The organism is Bradyrhizobium sp. 197 (assembly GCF_023073375.1).
Lineage (GTDB): Bacteria > Pseudomonadota > Alphaproteobacteria > Rhizobiales > Xanthobacteraceae > Bradyrhizobium.
This window is the reverse complement of the sequence record NZ_JADPJJ010000168.1, coordinates 45,105-65,592: the sequence shown is the minus strand read 5'-3', so window position 1 is coordinate 65,592 and position 20,488 is coordinate 45,105. Positions and strand designations below refer to the sequence as shown.

General features: G+C 64.3%; 17 protein-coding genes. 15 read left to right on the top strand and 2 right to left on the bottom strand.

Going from position 1 to position 20,488, the window contains the following annotated elements; genetic code table 11:
• Window positions 1-7: 7 nt before the first annotated feature.
• From IVB27_RS37515 to IVB27_RS37505, 3 genes are all read left to right on the top strand, one after another.
• Complete coding sequence (locus IVB27_RS37515; RefSeq protein ID WP_247447643.1) at window positions 8-847, top strand: shikimate dehydrogenase; 840 nt, start codon at window positions 8-10, stop codon at window positions 845-847.
• 65 nt (window positions 848-912) lie between these two features.
• Window positions 913-1,539, top strand: coding sequence for a hypothetical protein (locus IVB27_RS37510; RefSeq protein WP_247353065.1), 627 nt, complete (start codon window positions 913-915; stop codon window positions 1,537-1,539).
• A gap of 94 nt (window positions 1,540-1,633) precedes the next feature.
• Entirely contained in the window at window positions 1,634-2,242 is a 609-nt protein-coding gene (locus IVB27_RS37505) for a hypothetical protein (RefSeq protein WP_524536546.1), read from the top strand.
• 119 nt (window positions 2,243-2,361) lie between these two features.
• Here IVB27_RS37505 and IVB27_RS37500 read toward each other — a convergent pair whose 3' ends face one another.
• Window positions 2,362-3,498 carry an alpha-hydroxy acid oxidase gene (locus IVB27_RS37500; RefSeq protein ID WP_247447641.1) on the bottom strand — a complete coding sequence of 379 codons (1,137 nt, stop codon included), beginning with the start codon at window positions 3,496-3,498 and terminating at the stop codon, window positions 2,362-2,364.
• A 132-nt stretch (window positions 3,499-3,630) separates the two neighbouring features.
• Between IVB27_RS37500 and IVB27_RS37495 the strand changes: the two genes are divergently transcribed.
• The 12 genes from IVB27_RS37495 to IVB27_RS37440 all read left to right on the top strand — a co-directional run bounded on the left by IVB27_RS37495 (window position 3,631) and on the right by IVB27_RS37440 (window position 16,464).
• Window positions 3,631-3,798, top strand: a complete 168-nt coding sequence (locus tag IVB27_RS37495; RefSeq protein ID WP_247447640.1) for a hypothetical protein — start codon at window positions 3,631-3,633, stop codon at window positions 3,796-3,798.
• Between the two features lie 221 nt (window positions 3,799-4,019).
• Window positions 4,020-5,366: a phosphoglucosamine mutase gene (glmM, locus tag IVB27_RS37490; RefSeq protein ID WP_247447639.1), complete on the top strand. Its 1,347-nt coding sequence runs from the start codon at window positions 4,020-4,022 to the stop codon at window positions 5,364-5,366.
• Between the two features lie 96 nt (window positions 5,367-5,462).
• Window positions 5,463-6,713, top strand: coding sequence for an MFS transporter (locus tag IVB27_RS37485; protein ID WP_276001729.1), 1,251 nt, complete (start codon window positions 5,463-5,465; stop codon window positions 6,711-6,713).
• Between the two features lie 226 nt (window positions 6,714-6,939).
• Window positions 6,940-7,767, top strand: coding sequence for an outer membrane protein (locus IVB27_RS37480; protein ID WP_247353070.1), 828 nt, complete (start codon window positions 6,940-6,942; stop codon window positions 7,765-7,767).
• A gap of 168 nt (window positions 7,768-7,935) precedes the next feature.
• The gene (locus IVB27_RS37475; protein ID WP_247447638.1) at window positions 7,936-8,814 is read left to right on the top strand and encodes an outer membrane protein; all 879 of its coding nucleotides are present in this window, start codon (window positions 7,936-7,938) and stop codon (window positions 8,812-8,814) included.
• Window positions 8,815-8,882: 68 nt separating this feature from the next.
• The gene (locus IVB27_RS37470; protein WP_247447637.1) at window positions 8,883-9,473 is read left to right on the top strand and encodes a glutathione S-transferase family protein; all 591 of its coding nucleotides are present in this window, start codon (window positions 8,883-8,885) and stop codon (window positions 9,471-9,473) included.
• A 25-nt stretch (window positions 9,474-9,498) separates the two neighbouring features.
• On the top strand, window positions 9,499-9,963 hold the full coding sequence (locus IVB27_RS37465; RefSeq protein ID WP_247447636.1) for a GNAT family N-acetyltransferase: 465 nt from the start codon (window positions 9,499-9,501) through the stop codon (window positions 9,961-9,963).
• A gap of 158 nt (window positions 9,964-10,121) precedes the next feature.
• Complete coding sequence (locus IVB27_RS37460; protein WP_247447635.1) at window positions 10,122-10,328, top strand: hypothetical protein; 207 nt, start codon at window positions 10,122-10,124, stop codon at window positions 10,326-10,328.
• Window positions 10,329-10,407: 79 nt separating this feature from the next.
• Window positions 10,408-11,580: a phosphoserine transaminase gene (locus IVB27_RS37455; protein WP_247447634.1), complete on the top strand. Its 1,173-nt coding sequence runs from the start codon at window positions 10,408-10,410 to the stop codon at window positions 11,578-11,580.
• Window positions 11,581-11,699: 119 nt separating this feature from the next.
• Window positions 11,700-13,289, top strand: a complete 1,590-nt coding sequence (gene serA, locus IVB27_RS37450) for a phosphoglycerate dehydrogenase (RefSeq protein ID WP_247447633.1) — start codon at window positions 11,700-11,702, stop codon at window positions 13,287-13,289.
• Window positions 13,290-13,450: 161 nt separating this feature from the next.
• The gene (locus IVB27_RS37445; protein WP_247447632.1) at window positions 13,451-14,623 is read left to right on the top strand and encodes a thiolase family protein; all 1,173 of its coding nucleotides are present in this window, start codon (window positions 13,451-13,453) and stop codon (window positions 14,621-14,623) included.
• A gap of 275 nt (window positions 14,624-14,898) precedes the next feature.
• Entirely contained in the window at window positions 14,899-16,464 is a 1,566-nt protein-coding gene (locus IVB27_RS37440; protein WP_247447631.1) for an FAD-dependent oxidoreductase, read from the top strand.
• Window positions 16,465-16,531: 67 nt separating this feature from the next.
• Here the strand turns inward: IVB27_RS37440 and IVB27_RS37435 are convergent, their stop codons facing one another.
• Complete coding sequence (locus IVB27_RS37435; protein WP_247447630.1) at window positions 16,532-19,948, bottom strand: PAS domain-containing sensor histidine kinase; 3,417 nt, start codon at window positions 19,946-19,948, stop codon at window positions 16,532-16,534.
• Window positions 19,949-20,488 lie beyond the last annotated feature (540 nt).

Genomic DNA, 20,488 nt, shown 5'->3' with positions numbered 1-20,488 from the left:
GGGAAGGATGACCGTGACCAAGGCTCCCGCAGCCTGTCTGATCGGATGGCCGGCCGCGCATTCGCGCTCGCCGCTGATCCACCATTACTGGCTACGCAAGCTCGGGATCGAGGGCGGCTATCTCATCGAGGCGGTTCCACCCGATAATTTGCGCGACTTCGTGCTGCGGCTGTCACTGCGCGGCTTCGCGGGCGCTAATGTCACCATCCCGCACAAGGAGAGCGTGCTTGAGCTCTCGAAGCCCGATGCCCGCGCGCAGGCGGTCGGAGCGGCCAACACGCTGTGGTTTGCTGACGGCGAGCTGCGCTCGACCAACACCGACGTCGAGGGTTTCGTCGGCAATCTCGACGCCAGCGCGCCCGGATGGGACGCAGCCGGCGAGGCGCTGGTGCTGGGCGCCGGCGGCTCCTCGCGTGCGATCGTGTTCGGGCTGCTCGAACGCGGCTTCAAGCGCATCCATCTCGCCAACCGCACCATCGCGCGGGCCGAGACGCTTGCAAGACAGTTCGGACCGAACGTGCATCCTGTTACATGGGACAGCGTGAACGGCCTCCTGCCGCGCGCAAAACTTCTCGTGAACACGACCTCGCTCGGCATGCACGGTCAGCCTTCACTCGACGTTGAAGTCGCCCGCCTGCCGGATGGCGCCGTGGTCGCCGATCTCGTCTATGTTCCGCTGATGACGCCGCTGCTGGCGGCCGCAAAGGCGCGCGGGCTGAAGACCGCCGACGGCCTAGGCATGCTGCTGCATCAGGCGGTTCGCGGCTTCGAGCTGTGGTTCGGCCAGCGGCCGCAGGTCACGGCTGAGCTGCGCGCGCTGGTCGAGGCCGATCTCACAAAGACTTGAGAGAATAGCGCGTAATCTCCGGCGTTCTATGTCCGTAGGGACAATAGGGACAATCGGAGACCATCATGTCTGTTCAACGTGCAACTTTCACACGTCCGCTCATCGCCGTCGCGATGGTGGCCGTCTCGACCCTCTCGGCACTTGCGCAAAGGGCGCCGGTGCCGACGCGCGTGCGCGGCACGATCGAAAGCGTCAATGGCGATACGATGCAAGTCAAGTCGCGCAGTGGTGAGGATGTCAAGCTCCACATCGCCTCCGACGTGAACGTGTCAGGCATTACGAGGATTTCACTCGCCGACATCAAGGCCGGCTCCTTCGTCGGCGCCACCACCGTGCCGGGACCGGACGGCGGTGCGAACGCGGTCGAGGTCCACGTGTTTCCGGAGAGCATGCGCGGCACCGGCGAGGGCTCGCGGCCCTATGACCTCAAGCCCAACTCCAGCATGACCAATGCGACCGTGTCGGAGAGCGTGGTCGGCAATGACGGCCATACGCTGCTGGTCAAGTACAAGGACGGCGAGAAGAAGGTGTTCGTCGCCGACAGCACGCCGGTGGTGACCTTCGTGCCCGGCGACAAATCCGATCTGAAGGCCGGCGCCAAGGTGATCGCCTTCATGAAGCAGCTGCCGGACGGCTCATTCGAGACCAACCGCGTCAGCGTCGGACGCGATGGTCTGACACCGCCGATGTGATTATTGCAGCCGGGAATAGCGGTGGTCACGCGGGGTTGCCGTATTGATCGCCGCTCCTCCCTGGAGGGATATCATGCCGAAAGTGAAGAACTGGATGCCACGCCTCGTCGTGGCCGCATTCGCCGCTTGCATCGTTATTACGTCATCCGTCTCGGCGCAGCAGGCGCCGACGGTCCGCATCCGCGGAACCATCGAGAGCATCGACGGCAACATGCTCGATATCAAGGCCCGCGAGGGTACTGACGTGAAAGTGCGCATGACCGACAACGTTGCCGTCTTCGCGGTGGTGAAGACCTCGTTGTCGGAGATCAAGGTCGGCTCCTATATCGGCGTCACCGGCCTGCCCGAGCCCGACGGCACCCAGAAGGCGATCGCCGTGCACATCTTTCTCGAAAACCAGCGCGGCGCGGCCGAAGGTTTTCGTCCCTGGGACGCCCGCGCCAACTCGACCATGACCAACGCCACGGTCTCACAGACGGTGAAGGGCACCGACGGCCAGAACATCACGGTCAAGTACAAGGACGGTGAGAAGAAAGTCGTGGTTCCGCCGGACACGCCGATCGTCACCTTCGTCGCCAGCGACAAATCCGAGCTCAAGCCGGGCGCCAAGCTGATCATTTTTGGTGCGGCGAAGAAGGACGATGGTTCGCTGGAAGCCAACCGGGTGAATGTCGGCAGGGACGGCGTGACGCCGCCGATGTGAGGCGTGAAACTGGCAGAGCCGTAGGGTGCGTAAAGGCGCGCAAGCGCCGTGCCCACCATCTTTCAACGATCGCGGCAAAAAGGGTGGGCATGCTTTCGCTTTGCCCACCCTGCGGCGCCTCACATCGCAATGATATGATCGTCGATCTCGTCGATCCTGTTGACGCCGCACAGGCCCATGGTGGTGAGCAGCTCCTTCTGGATGATGTCGATCGCCTTGGCGACGCCGGCCTGGCCCCCGGCGCCCAGGCCGTAGGCGTAGGCGCGGCCGATCATGCAGGACTTTGCGCCGAGCGCGAGCGCGCGCATCACGTCCTGGCCGGAGCGGATGCCGCCGTCGAACATGATCTCCATCCTGTCACCGACCGCGTCGGCGATCTCGGGCAGCACCTCGATCGATGACGGGGCGCCGTCGAGCTGACGGCCGCCATGGTTCGACACGACGAGGGCCTGCGCGCCGGTCTTGGCGGCCTCCTCGGCGTCCTCGACGTCCAGAATGCCCTTGATGACGAGCTTGCCCGGCCAGATGCTGCGGACCCACTCGATGTCCTTCCAGTTCAGCGAGGTGTCGAACTGCGAGGCGGTCCATTCCGCGAGGCGATTGAGGTCCTCGGTGTTCTTCACGTGGCCGGCGATGTTGCCGAAGGTGCGGCGCTTGCCCTGCAGCACGCCGGAGACCCACGCCGGCTTGGTCGCGAAATCCAAAAATTTCGACAGCGTCCACTCGGGGGGGATCGTCATGCCGTTCTTGATGTCGGCATGGCGCTGGCCGATGACCTGGAGGTCGACGGTGAGCACGAGGGCGCTGCACTTGGCGGCCATCGCGCGCTGGATCAGCTCCTTAATGAAGCCGCGGTCCTTCATCACGTAGAGCTGGAACCAGAACGGCTTCTCGACATTGGCCGCGATGTCCTCGATCGAGCAGATCGACATCGTCGACTGCGTGAACGGGATACCGGCGGCTTGCGCGGCGCGGCAGGCATGGATCTCACCATCGCCATGTTGCATGCCGAGCAGGCCCACAGGTGCCAGCATCAGCGGCATGGTCGAGGGCTCGCCGAGGATCGTGGTCGCGGTGTCGCGTTTGGAGACGTCGACCAGGATGCGCTGGCGGAACTTGATCGACTGCATGTCATCGCGGTTGGCGCGCAGCGTTTCCTCGGCGTAGGAGCCGCGGTCGCAATAATCGAAGAACGCCTTCGGCACGCGGCGCTGATGCAGTGTGCGAAGATCGTCGATACAGGTGATATGCTTCATGAATTTTTCCCCGGCCCGTCTTTGCATCAGGAGTCTTGCATCGGAAGTCTTGCATCGGAAGATCGAGGGGTCATCTAGCATGGTTGGATGCTCAGCCAAATCGTTTGCATCCTTTGTGGAGAGGAGGTCGCCATGACGAGACCGCACGCCGGACCGACTCCGGAAGAGATCAAGGAGAAGCATGATCTCGAGGAAGCGCTGGAAGAAGGTCTGGAAGAGACCTTTCCGGGCTCCGATCCCGTCAACGTCACCCAGCCGGCGCCGAGCCGCGGCGACGGCCATGTGAAGCGCTCCGGCTAGGGGCGGGTTCCGCGCTGTTTCGGCATTTTTCGCCGGGAATATAGTGTTAACAAGACGTTATCGGCGCCGTGGCGCGCCGGGTTCCGTAATGATTGATCATATTTTTTGAAGCCAAGTTAGCCGTGATGGCTCTATAAGAGCTCAGCAAATCAGGGATGCGGGGCCCGTTGGGGCACCCGAAGGTTGTAGTGGGGACCCCTGGTTGTTGCGTGGGGGACGATATGAGCCGCAAATATTTCGGGACGGACGGGATCCGGGGCCGCGCCAACGGACTGATCACGCCGGAGCTCGCGCTCAAGGTCGGCCAGGCCGCAGGCCTTGCGTTTCAGCGCGGTGACCACCGCCACCGGGTCGTGATCGGCAAGGACACCCGCCTGTCCGGCTACATGATCGAATACGCGATGGTCGCGGGCTTCACCTCGGTCGGTATGGACGTGCTGCTGGTCGGCCCGATGCCGACGCCGGCGGTGGCGATGCTGACCAAGTCGATGCGCGCCGATCTCGGCGTGATGATCTCGGCCTCGCATAATCTGTTCGAGGACAACGGCATCAAGCTGTTCGGCCCGCAGGGCTTCAAGCTTTCCGACGACGTCGAGAAGCAGATCGAGCAGCTGCTCGACGAGCCTATCGGCAAGCGTCTCGCACAGAGCGCCAGTCTCGGCCGCGCCCGCCGCATCGACGGCGTGCATGACCGCTATATCGAATTCGCCAAGCGCACGCTGCCGCGCGATCTGTCGCTCGACGGCCTGCGCGTCGTGGTCGATTGCGCCAATGGCGCCGCCTACAAGGTGGTGCCGGAAGCGCTGTGGGAGCTGGGCGCCGACGTGATTCCGATCGGCGTCGAGCCCGATGGCTTCAACATCAATAAGGAATGCGGCTCCACCTCGCCGGAAGCCTTGTCGAAGAAGGTGCGCGAGATGCGCGCCGATATCGGTATCGCGCTCGACGGCGACGCCGACCGCGTCATCCTGGTCGACGAGCGCGGCCATATCGTCGACGGCGACCAGCTGCTCGCGGTGATCGCGCAGAGCTGGAAGGAAGACGGACGGCTGTCGCGGCCGGGCATCGTCGCCACCGTGATGTCCAATCTCGGCCTCGAACGTTTCCTGAAAGAGCAGGGGCTCGATCTCGTGCGCACGCCGGTCGGCGACCGCTACGTGCTCGAGCAGATGTTGAACGGCGGCTACAATCTCGGGGGCGAGCAGTCCGGCCACATCATCCTGTCCGACTATGCCACCACCGGCGACGGCTTCGTTGCCGCATTGCAGGTGCTTGCCGTGGTGCAGAAGCTGCGCCGCCCGGTGTCGGAAGTCTGCCACCGCTTCGATCCGCTGCCGCAGATCCTCAAGAACGTCCGCCACAAGGGCGGCAAGCCGCTCGACGACACCAGCGTCAAATCGGCGATCTCCGACGGCGAGCAACGGCTCAACGGCCATGGCCGCCTGCTGATCCGCTCTTCCGGCACCGAGCCGGTGATCCGCGTCATGGCCGAGGGCGAAGACCGCATCCTGGTCGAGGACGTCGTCGACACCATCGTCTCGGCGCTCGGACAGGCGGCGGCCGCCTAGGCGCATCCCAGCCATCGACGATTGGCGGTGGCTTGGCCGCCCCGGCCATCGTAGTTAGGCCGTGCGGCGGTTCGCCGCGCCTGCCGGGATATTCCATTGAACAAGCCTGTCATCGTCTCCGAGGAAACGCTGACCGAGCCCGTCGTCGTCAGCGACGTGACGCCGGCGGCGAAGTCGGCCGCAGGGCCGGCCTATGTCGTGCTTGCCGGCATCAGCTTCTCGCACTTCCTCAACGACACCATGCAGTCGCTGATCGCTTCGGTGTATCCTATCCTGAAGGACACCTACGCGCTCGACTTCGCGCAGATCGGCATGATCACGCTGGCGTTCCAGTTCACGGCCTCGCTGCTCCAGCCAGTGGTCGGCCACTACACCGACAAAAAGGCGCAGCCCTATTCGCTGTCGATCGGCATGGCCTCGACCTTCTTCGGTCTCTTGCTGCTCAGCGCCGCCCACCAATATCTCGTCATCCTCGTCGCCGCCGCGCTGGTCGGTCTCGGCTCGGCAGTGTTTCATCCCGAATCCGCGCGCATCGCGCGGCTCGCCTCCGGCGGCCGCTACGGCTTTGCGCAATCGGTGTTCCAGCTCGGCGGCAGTTTTGGCACCTCGATGGGACCGGTATTGGCCGCGCTCATCGTCGTGCCGTTCGGGCAGGGCAGCATCGCCTGGTTTTCCTCGACCGCCTTCCTCGCGATCCTCATCCTCTGGCGCATCGGCCGCTGGTACGAACCGCAGATCAAGGCGAAGAAGACGGTCGCGATCGAGACCCATCCCGACGCGCCGAGCTCGCGTCGCGTCACCGTTGCGCTCCTCGTGCTGGTCGCGCTGCTGTTCTCGAAACAGCTCTACGTCTCGAGCCTGTCGAGCTATTACATCTTCTATCTGATCGACCGCTTTGGCGTGTCGACCCAGGCGGCGCAGATGTATCTCTTCGTTTTCCTCGCAGCGAACGCGGTCGGCGCTTTTCTCGGCGGTCCCCTGGGCGATCGCTACGGCCGCAAGATCGTGATCTGGATCTCGATCCTGGGCGCGCTGCCGTTCACGCTGGCGCTGCCCTATGCGGGGCTCTATGCGAGCGCGGTGCTCTCGGTGATCATCGGCCTGATCATCTCTTCGACGACGTCGTCGATCATCGTGTTCGCGCAGGAGCTGGTACCGCATCGCTTCGGCATGATCTCCGGCGTGTTCTTCGGCGTCGCCTTCGGCATCGGGGGCCTGGGCGCGGCCGTGCTCGGCAAGCTCGCCGACCATACCTCGATCGAGTTCGTCTACCAGGTCTGTGCCTATCTGCCGGCGATCGGCCTGCTCGCGGTGTTCCTGCCCAAGCTGCCGCGGCACGTCCGTTAACGCATCCTGTCTTGCCGCAACGCGGCTTCATACAACGTTAGCAATTGCGACGTTCAGCCGCCGCATTTTTGCAGCGCTCTTGCCGCATCGGCGTGTGAGTTGAGAAAAAATCAACCTTAAAAATTAGGGTTAAGTGGCGCTTAAACATTTGCTGGCATCGTCCGGGCCGTGAGTTTCCAGAACGTGAGGCGCCGTATTTGCCTCACCGGCCAAAAGGACGAAGCCAATGCGTAGCGTTAAGTCTCTCCTTGCCGCGGGTGCGGCAACCCTGATGTCCTCGATGGCGTTCGCCGCCGACATGCCGATCGCAGCGCCCCCTCCGATGTACGCGCCCCCGCCGCCGCCCTCGGACTTCGGCGGCTGGTATCTGCGCGGCGACGTCGGCATGACCAACCAGAGCGCCAAGCGCATCGACAGTGCTACTGCAGCAGCGTTCCCGACCACGACGACGGGGCTCGGTTTCGACTCCTCGCCGCTGTTCGATCTCGGCGTCGGCTATCGCTTCAACAACTGGTTCCGCGCCGACTTGATCGGTCAGTACCGCGGCAAGGCCAATCTGCACGGTGCGGACAACGTCATCGCGCCCGGCTTCGTTGGCTCCAACAATTACAGCGGCAGCAAGTCCGAGTGGGTCGTCATGGCGAATGCCTATGTCGATCTCGGCACTTGGTGGTGCATCACGCCGTTCATCGGCGCCGGTGTCGGCGGCTCCTACAACAAGATCAGCGGCTTCCGTGACGACGGCGTGTCATACAGCCCGTTGCTGAACAACAGCGTCGCCTACTTCGCCGACAACGGGAAGTGGAATTTGGCCTGGGCGGCTCACGCCGGTCTCGCCTACAGGGTCAATCCTGGGTTCACGGTCGAACTGGCCTACAGCTACATGAACCTCGGCGATGCGGCGCCCGGCAACTACCGCTTGTTCGACAACAGCGCCTCCGGTCCGTCCACGATCAAGATCAAGGAGCTCACGTCGCACGATATCAAGCTCGGCGTGCGCTGGGATCTCAACAGCCCGCCGGCCTACATGCCGCCGCTCGTCACCAAGGGCTGATCGTCAGCCTCGTCGGTTAAACTCTCTTAACGGCGCGGGATCATCCCGCGCCGTTTTGCTTTGCGTATTTTTCATGGATTGCGGCGATGAAAGCGTCCGACGCAACCATTGGTTAAGGTTAACGAGCCATGATCACGGCTGAAAGTTCGAGTTCGATGGAGCGTTGCAATGCGTAGGCTGATGTTGGCGGCGGCGATGTTGGGGACGGTGTCTGCCGCGCAAGCGGCCGACATGCCGGATCTTCCCATCCTGCGCGGCGGCTTCACCGACGGGCTGTCGAAGACGTCCCACAACTGGGACGGTTTCTATGTCGGCGGCCAGTTCGGCTTTGCCACGACCGACGTCGATTTCAGTCACGCCCCAAAGACGATGACCGACTTCATGCTTCGCAACAGCATCCTCCAGGCGCCAGTCGGCGGCTGGGCGCTGCTGCCCAGTAACCACGTGCAGTCGACCGGGTTTGGCGCCTATGTCGGCCGCAATTGGCAGCTCTACGATGCGGTGTTCGGCGTCGAGGCCAATTACAGCTACATGAACAATCTGTCGAGCTCGGCGAGCGATTCCATGGCGCGATTGCTCCCTGGCGAAACGGCTCCAACTGGCCATACTTATACCTACGCCACCACGCTCGGTGGTGGTGCTGCGCTGAAGCTCAAGGATTACGCAACCTTCCGCGGCCGCGTCGGCTGGGACGGCGGCGACTTCATGCCGTATGCCTTTGCCGGCTTGGCAATCGGACGCGCCGAAGTTTCGAGATTTGCGACAGTATCCTGGCAGAAGTACGATGACTTCGACGACGTCGTAGTCAACGGCGGCATAGCCACAACGGTTCATAGACATCTGCCCGCCGGTTCGGACACACTGTCCAAGACTGAGCTGCGCACCAACAGCTTCATGTACGGATGGACGGCCGGTATCGGTGTCGAGTACGCGATCTGCGGCAACATCCTGCTTCGCGGCGAATGGGAGCATGTCGGCTTTTCGAACGTGAAGGACATCACGGTCGGCCTGAACAACTTCCGCGTCGGCGCTGGTTACCAGTTCTGAGCCGTCCGCTTCCTGTTGACAGCCTTGTTTCCTCCTGATGCTCTGTCGCTGAACGCGCGGGGGCAGAGATGCGGATCTACGGCGATACCAATTCCGGCAATTGTCTGAAGGTGAAGTGGGTCTGCGACAAGCTCGCGTTGCCTTACCGATGGATCGAAATAGATACGCGCAAGGGCGAGACGCGCACGCCGCAATTCCTCGAGATGAACGGCGCCGGCCAGGTGCCAGCCGTCGCCTTCGACGACGGTCGCACGCTGGCGCAATCCAATGCCATCATCCGCTATCTCGCACGCGACAGCGCGCTCGTTCCGCGCGATGCCTTCACGGCCGCCAAGATGGACGAGTGGCTGTTCTGGGAACAATACAGCCACGAGCCCTATATCGCGGTGTGCCGCTTCCAGCTCATCTATCTCGGCAAGGGCGCCTCCGAGCTCGATCCTGAAAAGGTCAAGCGCGGCTATGCGGCGCTCGACCGCATGGAGCAGCATCTCGCCGGCAGCCGTTTCCTTGCTGGGGACGCGGTTTCGCTCGCCGACGTGTCGCTGCTCGCCTATACCCGCGTTGCGCATGAAGGCGGCTTCGATCTCGGCCGCTTTGCCGCCGTCCGCCGCTGGATCGCCGAAACCGAGACCTTTCTCAGGCTTCCCAAGGTGCGGTAAGGCGCGCTGAGGCAGGAGTATCGCAATGAACGCTGAATCCGTCTCCATTCGTCCGGCGCGCCGCGAGGATGTTGCTGCGATCGTCGCGATGCTCGCCGACGATCGTCTCGGGAGCGCACGCGAGCGCGTGGAAGATCCGTTGCCTGCGGCCTATTACGAGGCATTCGCGCGGGTCGAGCGCGATGAAAATCTCCAGCTCGTGGTTGCCGAGAGCGAGGACAGGGTGGTCGGCTGCCTGCAACTCGCGATCCTGCCCGGCATCAGCTCGCAGGGCGGTATGCGCGGTCTGCTCGAAGATGTCCGCGTCGCTTCCGATTGCCGCAGCCGCGGCATCGGCGAGCAATTGGTGCAATGGGCGGTGACCGAAGCGAAAGCGCGCGGCTGCAATCTGGTCGAATTGCTGACTCATCAGACGCGAACGGATGCGCAGCGCTTCTACAAGCGGCTCGGATTTACATCGAGCCACGTCGGCATGACTGTTCGCTTTTGATGCAACGCGCCGCGAGCGTTGCACGATCAGCGAAATCGGATCGCGTGTTCGGTCATGTTAAGAGCTGATAAACTACCCGTTCGTGGTTCACGTGGAACCGGGAGCGAACGGTGCTACGGCAGCGTCTGCAACCGGGCTCGGTCGGTTCGGGGATTTCGATGAAAAGCTATTCGATAATCAAGGTCGGCAACGATTACGTTGTGCAGGCCAATGACAAATGCATTTTGAAAGTTGGCAGCCGCCGCCGTGCCGCGCAATTGATCAGCGATGCCACGGGCTTGCTGAACGCGCTTGCAGTGGTCGAATCCCCCAAGATCGCACCGGAGGCGCCATCACTCGCGCGTGAGGTCCCGGAACTTCCTTGACGACTCTTCCCGTTTCCCGTATCAGCCGCGGCGGGACACCTCCCCCCAACGGGAGGCTTACTATCTGGAAGGGTAGACTATGACTGTAGCGAAGCCCGCTTCGCGGCCGAACGTGCCGCATTTTTCCTCCGGCCCCTGCGCCAAGCGCCCCGGATGGAATGCCCAAAATCTCAAGGACGCAGCGCTCGGCCGTTCGCATCGCGCGAAGGTCGGCAAGACCAAACTCAAGCTCGCGATCGATTTGACGCGCGAAGTGCTTGAAGTGCCCGCCGATTATCGCATCGGCATCGTGCCGGCTTCCGATACCGGCGCGGTCGAGATGGCGCTGTGGTCGATGCTGGGTGCGCGGCCCGTCACCACGCTCGCCTGGGAATCTTTCGGCGAAGGCTGGGTCGGCGACATCGTCAAGGAATTGAAGCTCAAGGACGTCACCAAGCTCAACGCTGCCTACGGTGAACTCCCCGACCTCTCCAAGGTCGATCCGAAGTCCGACGTGGTCTTCACCTGGAACGGCACCACTTCAGGCGTGCGCGTGCCGAACGCCGACTGGATCAGCGCGACCCGCGAAGGCCTGACCATCTGCGACGCCACCTCGGCCGCGTTCGCGCAAGCCCTCGACTGGGCCAAGCTCGACGTCGTCACCTTCTCCTGGCAGAAGGCGCTCGGCGGCGAGGCCGCGCACGGCATGCTGATCCTGTCGCCCCGCGCGGTGGAACGGCTCGAAACCTACAAGCCGGCCTGGCCGCTGCCGAAAATCTTCCGCATGACCAAGGGCGGCAAGATCAACGAGGGCATCTTCGTCGGCGAGACCATCAACACGCCGTCGATGCTCTGCGTCGAGGATTATCTCGACGCGCTGAACTGGGGCAAGTCGATCGGCGGCCTGAAGGCGCTGATCGCGCGCGCCGACGCCAACACCAAGGTGCTCGCCGACTGGAAGGCGAAGACGCCGTGGATCGACTTCCTCGCCAAGGACGCCGCGATCCGCTCCAACACTTCGGTGTGCCTGAAGTTCACCGATCCCGCGATCACCTCGCTCTCCGAGGACGCGCAGGCTGACTTCTCCAAGAAGCTGGTGGCGCTGGTCGAGAAGGAAGGCGCGGGCTACGACTTCGCGTACTATCGCGACGCGCCCGCCGGCCTGCGCATCTGGTGTGGTGCGACCGTCGAGGCCAGTGATGTCGCGCTGCTGACGCAGTGGATTGACTGGGCTTTTGCCGAGACCAAGGCCGCGCTCGCCAAGGCGGCGTGAGCTTTCTTTCTTAGCCTCTCCCCGAACGAACGGGGAGAGGGAGAAGAAACCGTTCCGAGACATCAACTTATTCCGGTCGACGGCCGCCCTGGTTTCAGGGAAAGTAGAGGATTATCCCCATGACCAAACCCAAAGTTCTCATTTCCGATGCGCTCTCTCCCGCAGCCGTGCAGATTTTCAAAGACCGCGGCGTCGAGGTCGATTTCCAGCCCAATCTCGGCAAGGACAAGGACAAGCTCGCCGAGATCATCGGCAATTACGACGGCCTTGCGATCCGCTCCGCGACGAAAGCGACCGCCAAGATCCTCGAGAAGGCCACCAACCTCAAGGTGATCGGGCGCGCCGGGATCGGCGTCGACAACGTCGAGATTCCCGCCGCCACGGCCAAGGGCATCATCGTGATGAACACGCCGTTCGGCAATTCGATCACGACCGCCGAGCACGCCATCACCCTGATGCTGGCGCTGGCGCGCGAGATTCCGCAGGCGGACGCTTCGACCCAGGCCGGCAAGTGGGAAAAGAATCGCTTCATGGGTGTCGAGATCACCGGCAAGGTGCTCGGCGTCGTCGGCTGCGGCAACATCGGCTCGATCGTCGCCGACCGCGCGCTCGGCCTGCGCATGAAGGTGATCGCGTTCGATCCGTTCCTGTCGCCGGAGCGCGCCAGGGACATCGGCGTCGAGAAGGTCGATCTCGACGATCTCCTGAAGCGCGCCGATTTCATCACGCTGCATACGCCGCTGACCGAGAAGACCAAGAACATCATCGATGCTGCCGCGATCGCCAGGATGAAGAAGGGCGTGCGCCTGATCAACTGCGCCCGCGGCGGCCTCGTCGATGAGCAGGCCGTGGTCGACGCCTTGAATTCCAAGCATATCGCGGGCGCCGCCTTCGACGTCTTCGTCGAGGAGCCCGCCACTGCGAACGTGCTGTTCGGTCACCCCAACGTGATCTGCACGCCGCATCTCGGCGCGTCCACCACCGAAGCGCAGGAGAACGTCGCGCTCCAGGTCGCCGAGCAGATGTCGGATTACCTGCTGACCGGCGCGATCTCGAATGCCGTCAACTTCCCCTCGATCACCGCGGAAGAGGCGCCGAAGCTGAAGCCGTTTATCATCCTTGCCGAGAAGCTCGGCTCGTTTGCCGGCCAGCTCACCGAGACCGGCATCCTCAAGGTCGAGATCACCTATGAAGGCCACGTCGCCGAGATGAAGATCAAGGCGATCACCTCTGCGGTATTGTCGGGCCTGCTGCGGCCGATGCTGGGCGAGGTCAACGTCGTGTCCGCGCCCGTCGTCGCCAAGGAGCGCGGCATGGTGGTCGACGAGATCGTGCGCGCCGCGCAGAGCGACTATGAGAGCCTGATCACCGTGACGGTCGCGACCGAACGCCAGGAGCGCTCGGTCTCCGGCACCGTCTATCACGACGGCAAGCCGCGCCTCGTCGACATCAAGGGCATCCGCGTCGACGCCGAGTTCGGCAAGTCGATGATCTACGTCACCAACGAGGACAAGCCGGGCTTCATCGGCAAGTTCGCAGGGCTTCTCGGCGACGCCAAGATCAACATCGCGACCTTCCATCTCGGCCGTGTCGAGCAGGGCGGCGATGCCATCGCGCTGATCGAGGTCGACGGCGCGGTGCCGGCCGATCTGCTCGCAAAGGTGCAGGCCCTGCCGCAGGTCAAGCAGGTCAAGGCGCTGACGTTCTGATCCGCCCACATATTCCGACCAGCGGAACAACGCCGCCCTCTCGCGAGGGCGGCGTTTTGTTTGGCTGGTAGGCCCCAGTAATTTCCCCGCCGCCTGCAAACTTTGTGTACCAATGGCGCCCAGGACGCTCCGTTCAAAATCGTTCGAAAAGGGAGAAAACAATGCGTGAAGCCGTCATCGTTTCCTATGCACGCACGGGCCTCGCAAAATCCGGACGCGGCGGGTTCAACATCACGCCGCCGATGTCGCTGGCGGCCCACGCCATCCAGCACGCGGTCGACCGCGCCGGCGTCGAGAAGGACTATGTCGAGGATTGCTATCTCGGCAATTGCGCCCACGGCGCGCCGAACATCGGCCGCCAGGCCGCGCTGCTCGCCGGCCTGCCGACGACCACCGCCGGCGTCTCGGTGAACCGCTTCTGCTCGTCGGGGCTGCAGACCATTGCGATGGCCGCCAACTCGATCCGCTCCGACGGCGCCGATTGCATCGTCGCCGGCGGCGTCGAAAGCATCTCGATGCCGGGCGGCGGGACGCCGAAGGAGACGATCGATCCGGAATTGCTCAAGGTCGCGCCTGACATCTTCATGGCGATGATCGACACCGCCGACATCGTCGCCGAGCGCTACAAGCTCAGCCGCGAATACCAGGACGAGTTCTCGCTGGAATCGCAGCGCCGCATGGCGGCGTCCCAGCAGGCGGGAAAATACAAGGACGAGATCGTCCCGATGAAGACCAGGATGAAGGTCGTCGACAAGCAGACCAAAGCGGAGAGCATCGTCGACTACGTCGTCGATCGCGACGAGTGCAATCGCCCCGAGACCACGCTGGAAGGTCTCGCCAAGCTCGAGCCGGTGAAGGGCCCTGGCAAGTCCGTCACCGCCGGCAATGCCAGCCAGCTCTCGGACGGCGCTGCTGCCGTGGTGCTGATGGAAGCCAAAGACGCCGAGAAGCGCGGCCTGAAGCCGCTCGGCCGCTTCGTCGCCTGGGCGACCGCCGGTTGCGAGCCCGACGAGATGGGCATCGGCCCGGTGTTCGCGATCCCGAAGCTGCTCAAGCGCACCGGCCTGAAGATCGACGACATCGATCTGTGGGAGCTCAACGAGGCGTTCGCCAGCCAGTGCCTCTACTCGCGCGACAAGCTCGGCATCGATCCCGCCAAGTACAACGTCAATGGCGGCTCGATCGCGATCGGCCATCCCTTCGGCATGACCGGCGCGCGGCTCACCGGCCATCTGCTGCAGGAAGGCGCGCGCCGCAAGGCCAAGTGGGGCGTCGTGACGATGTGCATCGGCGGCGGCCAGGGCGGCGCGGGCCTGTTCGAGATCTATAGCTGAGATCAAGCGACATGAATGCGAAGGGCACCGCGCCGCAAGCGCCGTGCCTTTTTCGTTGCGCGTCGATCGCCACGAAACTATATAGCTTGTGTCGGAAAAGGCAGACTTGGTCTGGTGAGCCCAAGTCCTTTCGGTAACGAAAGCTCTGGTCTTTGGCCTTGTGCACGAGATCCCCACGACGAACATCGGACGCCGCCAAGGCGCCCCATCGTTCGTCCGTGTGATTCTCGAGCCCAGGGAACGCTCCGGTCGAACATCGACCACAGGAGCGTCTCATGCAAACTCAATCGTCAAATCTGCAATCCTCTAGTCCATACGACGTCGTCATTGCGGGTGCCGGCCCCGTCGGCCTGTTTCTCGCGTGCGAGTTGCGGCTCGCCGGTCTCCAGGTCCTGGTGCTGGAGCAATCGCAAGACCCGCATTCGGCGCTGAAGCAACTCCCGTTCGGCCTGCGCGGCCTTTCGATCCCCACACTCGAGGCGTTCCACCGACGTGGCTTGCTGGAGGATATCGAGGCCGCGCAACGCCTTGCCTCCGGCGCCATCAAGTCCGCTGCCCATTGGATGCAGCAGACGCGACGGCCCGCAGGTCATTTCGCCGGCATCCAGTTCTATCAGGACAACATCGATGTCGCGAAGTGGCCCTGGCGTCTGCCGACGCCGGCCGATGCCGGCGTCGCGGTCGATATGGAAACTCTCGAATCCGTTCTGGCCGCGCGCGCATCCCGCCTGGGCGTCGAGATCCGGCGCGGCTTCGGCGTCGATGCCGTTGCTGCTTCAGACGAAGACGTAACGGTGCAGGCGGCCGGCGAGACCTTCCGGGGACGCTGGCTCGTCGGTTGCGACGGCGGCCGCAGCACGGTGCGGAAGATGAGAGGCTTCGACTTCGTCGGCACCGACCCCGAATTCACAGGCTATTCCGTCGAAGTCGAGCTGGCCGATCCGGATAAGCTAAGCCTGGGCCGCAACTACACGCCGACGGGCGTGTATACCTATGCGCAGCGAGGGACGATCGCGATGGTCGATTTCGACGGTGGTGCCTTCCACCGGACCGAGCCGATCACACCCGAGCATGTGCAGAAGGTCCTGCGACGAGTCTCCTGCACGGACGTCACCATCACAGCGCTTCGGCTTGCCGCCACCTGGACGGATCGGGCCTATCAGGCCACGACATATCGCAAGGGGCGCGTGCTCCTGGCCGGCGACTCCGCCCACATCCACTCGCCGCTCGGCGGCCAAGGCCTCAATCTCGGTCTCGGCGATGCGATGAATCTGGGCTGGAAGCTGACGGCTGCGATCCGCGGAGATGCACCCGCCGATCTCCTCGATACCTATTCGCGTGAGCGGCATCCTGTCGGCGCGCAGATCCTCGACTGGTCGCGCGCGCAGGTCGCGATCATGCGGCCGACGCCGAGCACGCGCGCGCTCCAGGCCATCATGCGCGATCTGATCGAGACCCGGGACGGTGCGAGCTATTTCGCCGAACGCGTGCGCGGCGTTTCGCTCCGCTACGATCCCGGCGGCAGCCATCCGCTTGTGGGCCGCAGTGTTCCCGATTTCGAATTGCTCGATGGAACGACGGTCGGAGAACGCCTCCGGACGGCGAAAGGTCTATTGCTGGATTTTGACGCTCGATCTCCGCTTCAAGCGCTTGCGAGCCGCTGGAGTGGTCGGATCGACTACGTCGCTGATGACGCCAGGGATAGGCTGGGCCTGAGCGCCGTGCTGGTGCGCCCCGATGGTTTTGTCGCGTGGGCCAGTGACGGTGCGGCCGACGAGGAGGAAGCTGCTCAGGCCGCATCGCGATGGTTCGGCGAATCCGCGGCGCGCGCCTCCGCGTAGCCCGCATGAGCGGAGCGATATGCGGGACCTTTCCCGGGTGTCGCTTGACTCACCCTGACTACGCCGTTCACGCCTTCGCCAGCGCCGGTGCGAACACCACTTCGATCAGCGAGCCGGAGTTCGCCGCGCTCTTGATGTTGAACCGGGCGCGGTTGGCTTCGACCAGGGCCTTGGTCAGCGACAGGCTGAGCGCCGAATTGTCTTCGGCATCGCCAGGTGGCGGGGTGCGGAACGGCTCCATCGCGGCGGCGACTTCGCGCTCGGTGAGGCCATGGCCGGTGTCGCGGATGCGAAGGGCGACCTCGCCGCGGTCGGACAGCGCCGTCGAGACGATGACCTGGCCGCCGGCGCTGGCAAGCCGGATCGAGTTCGAGATCAGGTTCATGGTGATCTGCCGCATCGCGCGCGCATCCACGCTCACCTGCGGCAGCGCGTGGCCGAGCGAGGTGCGGATGATGATGCGCTCGCGGTTGGCCTGCGGCTGCATCACGACCACGCAGGCTTCGACGAGGTCATTGAGGTTGAGATTGGCGAAGTTGAGGTCGAGCTTGCCGGTCTCGATCCGCGACAGCTCGAGCAGATCGTCGATGATGGCGATGACGCGCTCGCCGGATGCGCGGATGTCCTTCATGTACTCGCCGTAGCGCTCGTTGCCGAGCGTGCCGAAACGTTCGGAGATCATCACCTCGGAAAAGCCGATGATGGCGTTGAGCGGCGTGCGGATCTCGTGGCTGATCCGCGCCAGCATGTCGGCCTTGGCATTCGCCGCGCCGTCGACGAGGCGGCGGGCCTGCGTCAGCTCGCTCTCGCCCTGCTTGCTGTGCGAGAGGTCGCGGAACACGGCAAAGAAGTTCGGGCCGTCGGGCCTGGTGCGGCCCATGATCATCGCGAGCGGAATGACGCCGCCCTTCTTCTCGCGCCCCAGCACCTCGCGGCCGTGGTCGAGCAGGCTCGCGATGTCCTGGCTCTTGAGGTTTTCGAGATAGTCGACGACGACATGCTGGCTCTCCGGTGCAAACAGCGTCACCAGATTCTGCTGCATCAGCGTCTCGCCGTCATAGCCGAACAGCGCCTCGGCGCTGCGGTTGCAGGCGTGGATGTTGCCCTCGGCGTCGAACATGACGACGCCCTCGGCCGTGGTGTCGAGGATCGCGGCGAGATCTTCCGCGGCCGCATCGCCAGCCTCGGGCTCGGGCGCGAAGGGGAAGGACTCCGGGACGATGGTTTCGACGACGACAGGCGCCGCGGCAACAGGTGCGGCCACGACAGGGGCAGGATTGGGCAGCCCGCAGATCAGCGCGTGTGCGCTCTCGCCGTCCCAGTCGATCGTGTGCAGATGCGCCTCGGTGGTTGGAAGCGGCGCTTCGCCATTGGCGAGCGTCGCGCTGATCGTAACAGGCGTGCCGCCTTGCGATGTGCTGCTGGCCGCGGACACGCCCGGCTCGACATAAAGCGCGTCGAGCCCGCCGGCGTTCTCCAGTGCGCTCAGGCCGGCATAGCCCATGCGCGCGAGGAAGGCGGGGTTGGCGTAGAGCAGGCGGTCGAGCCGATAGATCAGTATGCCCGTCGGCAGCAGGTCGAGCAGCGCGCGGTCGCGCGTGCTGTGGCCTTGCGCGGGCGGCGCGGGTTCGTTCAACCATTCGGCCGGTGCGTGTGGGGCTTCCGTCTCCGGCGTCGGCGGTTCGGGCGTGATCTCTGCCGCCGGCGGCTCGGACGAAGCCGCGATGGTTTCCTTGTCGCGTTCGAGGCGCTCGGACAATTGCCGGGCCAGCTCGTTGAACGCGCTGTTCTCGACCGGCGTCAGCGTCGGCGATCTGGTGTCGCCGGGCGCTCGGAACGGCAGGACATTGGGAGGCGTTTCCACTGGCGTTTCCGGATCGGTTGGGTGTGAATTCGCTGCGGTTGTGGGTTGGGGCAGTTCAGCTTCAGGCTCAGGCGGCTCGATCGGCGGCGGCGGTGCCTCCGGTTCAGACTTGGCTTCGGGCTCGGGCTCGACCACGTCGGCGGACAGGCTTTGCGGCGCCGGCGGTTCGGCCAGCAGCTCGAAACGCCTGAGCGCCTCGAGCCGGTTGAGGCCGTCGACATCGCGGCAGACGCCAAATCCCTTGAAGCCCGCGAAATTGCGCGCGCCGTCATAGACGGGCAGCCCTGCAAGCTCGACCGGCAGATGCTCGCCGCCATCGGCCGGCCAGTTCACGGTGATCCCGGCCCAGGTGTCCTCGCTTGCGAGCGCCTGCGCCACGCGGCTTTCAGGATCGAGCGAGAACTCCTCGGCGATCTCGCGCCACGGGCGGCCGAAGCCGGCGGCCGTGTGCGCGCCGATCAGGCGGATGAACTCGCTGGTTGCGAGCACAAAGCGGCCCTCTGCATCCATCTGCCAGAGAAAGCGCAGCGGATGCTGACGTGGTGCGGGCGGCTCTTCGTGGCCCGATGGCGGCTCGACCATGTGTGACGTGATCGGCGCGGCCTGCGGCGACACGATGGCCTCTGGCGAGTTTTCAACCGGAGTCTTTTCAACCGGAGTCTTGTCAACCGGAGTCTTGCACGCGGCTTCGGCGACGGCTTCCTCGACCGCTTCCTGGATCGTGGCGATCTCTGTCGTCGGCTCGCTCAAAGGCGGTTCGTGCGCGTTCGTCCCGGTTGCTTCCGGCGCTTCGACGGGCTCGGCAAAGGCGTCGAACAGCGCGAATTCGGATGGAGCCTCGTTCGGCAGCGCAATTTGCACATGCGCTGGTACAGCGGCTGGAGGCGCGGGCGGCGCAGCCTCGGGCTGAGCGATCTCCTCGCGTGCGATGTCTTCTTTGGTTTCGGGCGCAGCATCCGCCTCCGCCGTCGCGGCAGGCTCGATCAGCGCGACCAGGCCGACATCGGCCCCGCTGCCGACCCGTTGCAGCACCATCTGGCCGATGCCGATCGGCGTCTCGGCGCGGCCCTGGCGAAGCGCATCGCTGCGCGCCTGGTCGAGGCCGGCATCAGTGAGATCGCGGAAGCCGAGCAGGGGACGGGCGGTCTCGCTGGCGCCGACGAACAGGCCGTCGGGCGCGAACGCCGCCATCGGCACCTTGGCGTTATTGACGAGACGAAGCAGGCGCTCGACCAGCGGCATGGTGTGTAAGCCGGGGTCCATCGCGGTGACGAGCACCGCGCGGCCGCCATCGGCGAAGTCGAGCCGCGCGCAGGCGCAGGTCATCAGGGTGCCGAGCCGCGCGCCGAAGCCGCGCAGCCGTTCGAGCCGGATGGCTCCGTTCGGAGGCAGCCGGCCGGCAAGCCGGACGACCTGGCGGCGGTGGCTGTCGGCGGGCCCGAAGGCCTTGTCCGCCAGCGCAGTGGCATTGGCCGCGCCAAACAGCTTTGCGCCGACCGGATTGGCCCAGAGCACGCGCGTGCCGTCGGTCGACCAGAGCCAGGCGGGCAGCGGGGAGGTCGCGTGCACGGCCAGCCGGGGATCGCCCACACCTCGCAACTGGAAATCCGAACTCGTCATCCGACCGGCTTCGCGTCTCGCTTGTCAGCATCAGGGTGCAAGGCTGCCGGGAATGACAGCCTTAAGAAAGGGTTAGTATCGCGCGCCGGCGCGGGCAGGTCCACGGCGCCGGTCCCTGGCGGCGGCCCAAAGCCGCGATAACCTTAATGTGGCTGACCCCGCAAGCCGCTGCTCGCTTGCATCCCCATCCTTCGCGACGCCCGCTTGTTGGCGGCTCCTCCGGGCACCCATGCCGCCCAGCCTCATCCTGAGGAGACCGCGCAGCGGTCGTCTCGAAGGACGAGGCGCGCGCTCAAATTGCCGCCCAAATACCTCAACCGAGGGTTCCGCCGTCCGGGAACCTCATGTTTACCGAGATTAAATTTCGCAATGCACCCTCCCAACCCGTTGCGTTGCACAATGTTGACATCTTAGGCAGGCATGGTCCGGGCGCTGGGCGAGCCATCATTCGTTTCGCGTTTCCAGTCTTCGTACCCGCCAACACATGGCCCCGGTTGGCCGGCGGGCGCGCCAGAAGGCTCACTCCGTTTTTTTCATTAG

Coding starts and splice junctions, on each gene's coding strand:
- IVB27_RS37515 (WP_247447643.1), top strand. CDS start 8: ATGACCGTGACCAAGGCTCCCGCAGCCTGTCTGATCGGATGGCCGGCC.
- IVB27_RS37510 (WP_247353065.1), top strand. CDS start 913: ATGTCTGTTCAACGTGCAACTTTCACACGTCCGCTCATCGCCGTCGCG.
- IVB27_RS37505 (WP_524536546.1), top strand. CDS start 1,634: ATGCCACGCCTCGTCGTGGCCGCATTCGCCGCTTGCATCGTTATTACG.
- IVB27_RS37500 (WP_247447641.1), bottom strand. CDS start 3,498: ATGAAGCATATCACCTGTATCGACGATCTTCGCACACTGCATCAGCGC.
- IVB27_RS37495 (WP_247447640.1), top strand. CDS start 3,631: ATGACGAGACCGCACGCCGGACCGACTCCGGAAGAGATCAAGGAGAAG.
- glmM (WP_247447639.1), top strand. CDS start 4,020: ATGAGCCGCAAATATTTCGGGACGGACGGGATCCGGGGCCGCGCCAAC.
- IVB27_RS37480 (WP_247353070.1), top strand. CDS start 6,940: ATGCGTAGCGTTAAGTCTCTCCTTGCCGCGGGTGCGGCAACCCTGATG.
- IVB27_RS37475 (WP_247447638.1), top strand. CDS start 7,936: ATGCGTAGGCTGATGTTGGCGGCGGCGATGTTGGGGACGGTGTCTGCC.
- IVB27_RS37470 (WP_247447637.1), top strand. CDS start 8,883: ATGCGGATCTACGGCGATACCAATTCCGGCAATTGTCTGAAGGTGAAG.
- IVB27_RS37465 (WP_247447636.1), top strand. CDS start 9,499: ATGAACGCTGAATCCGTCTCCATTCGTCCGGCGCGCCGCGAGGATGTT.
- IVB27_RS37460 (WP_247447635.1), top strand. CDS start 10,122: ATGAAAAGCTATTCGATAATCAAGGTCGGCAACGATTACGTTGTGCAG.
- IVB27_RS37455 (WP_247447634.1), top strand. CDS start 10,408: ATGACTGTAGCGAAGCCCGCTTCGCGGCCGAACGTGCCGCATTTTTCC.
- serA (WP_247447633.1), top strand. CDS start 11,700: ATGACCAAACCCAAAGTTCTCATTTCCGATGCGCTCTCTCCCGCAGCC.
- IVB27_RS37445 (WP_247447632.1), top strand. CDS start 13,451: ATGCGTGAAGCCGTCATCGTTTCCTATGCACGCACGGGCCTCGCAAAA.
- IVB27_RS37440 (WP_247447631.1), top strand. CDS start 14,899: ATGCAAACTCAATCGTCAAATCTGCAATCCTCTAGTCCATACGACGTC.
- IVB27_RS37435 (WP_247447630.1), bottom strand. CDS start 19,948: ATGACGAGTTCGGATTTCCAGTTGCGAGGTGTGGGCGATCCCCGGCTG.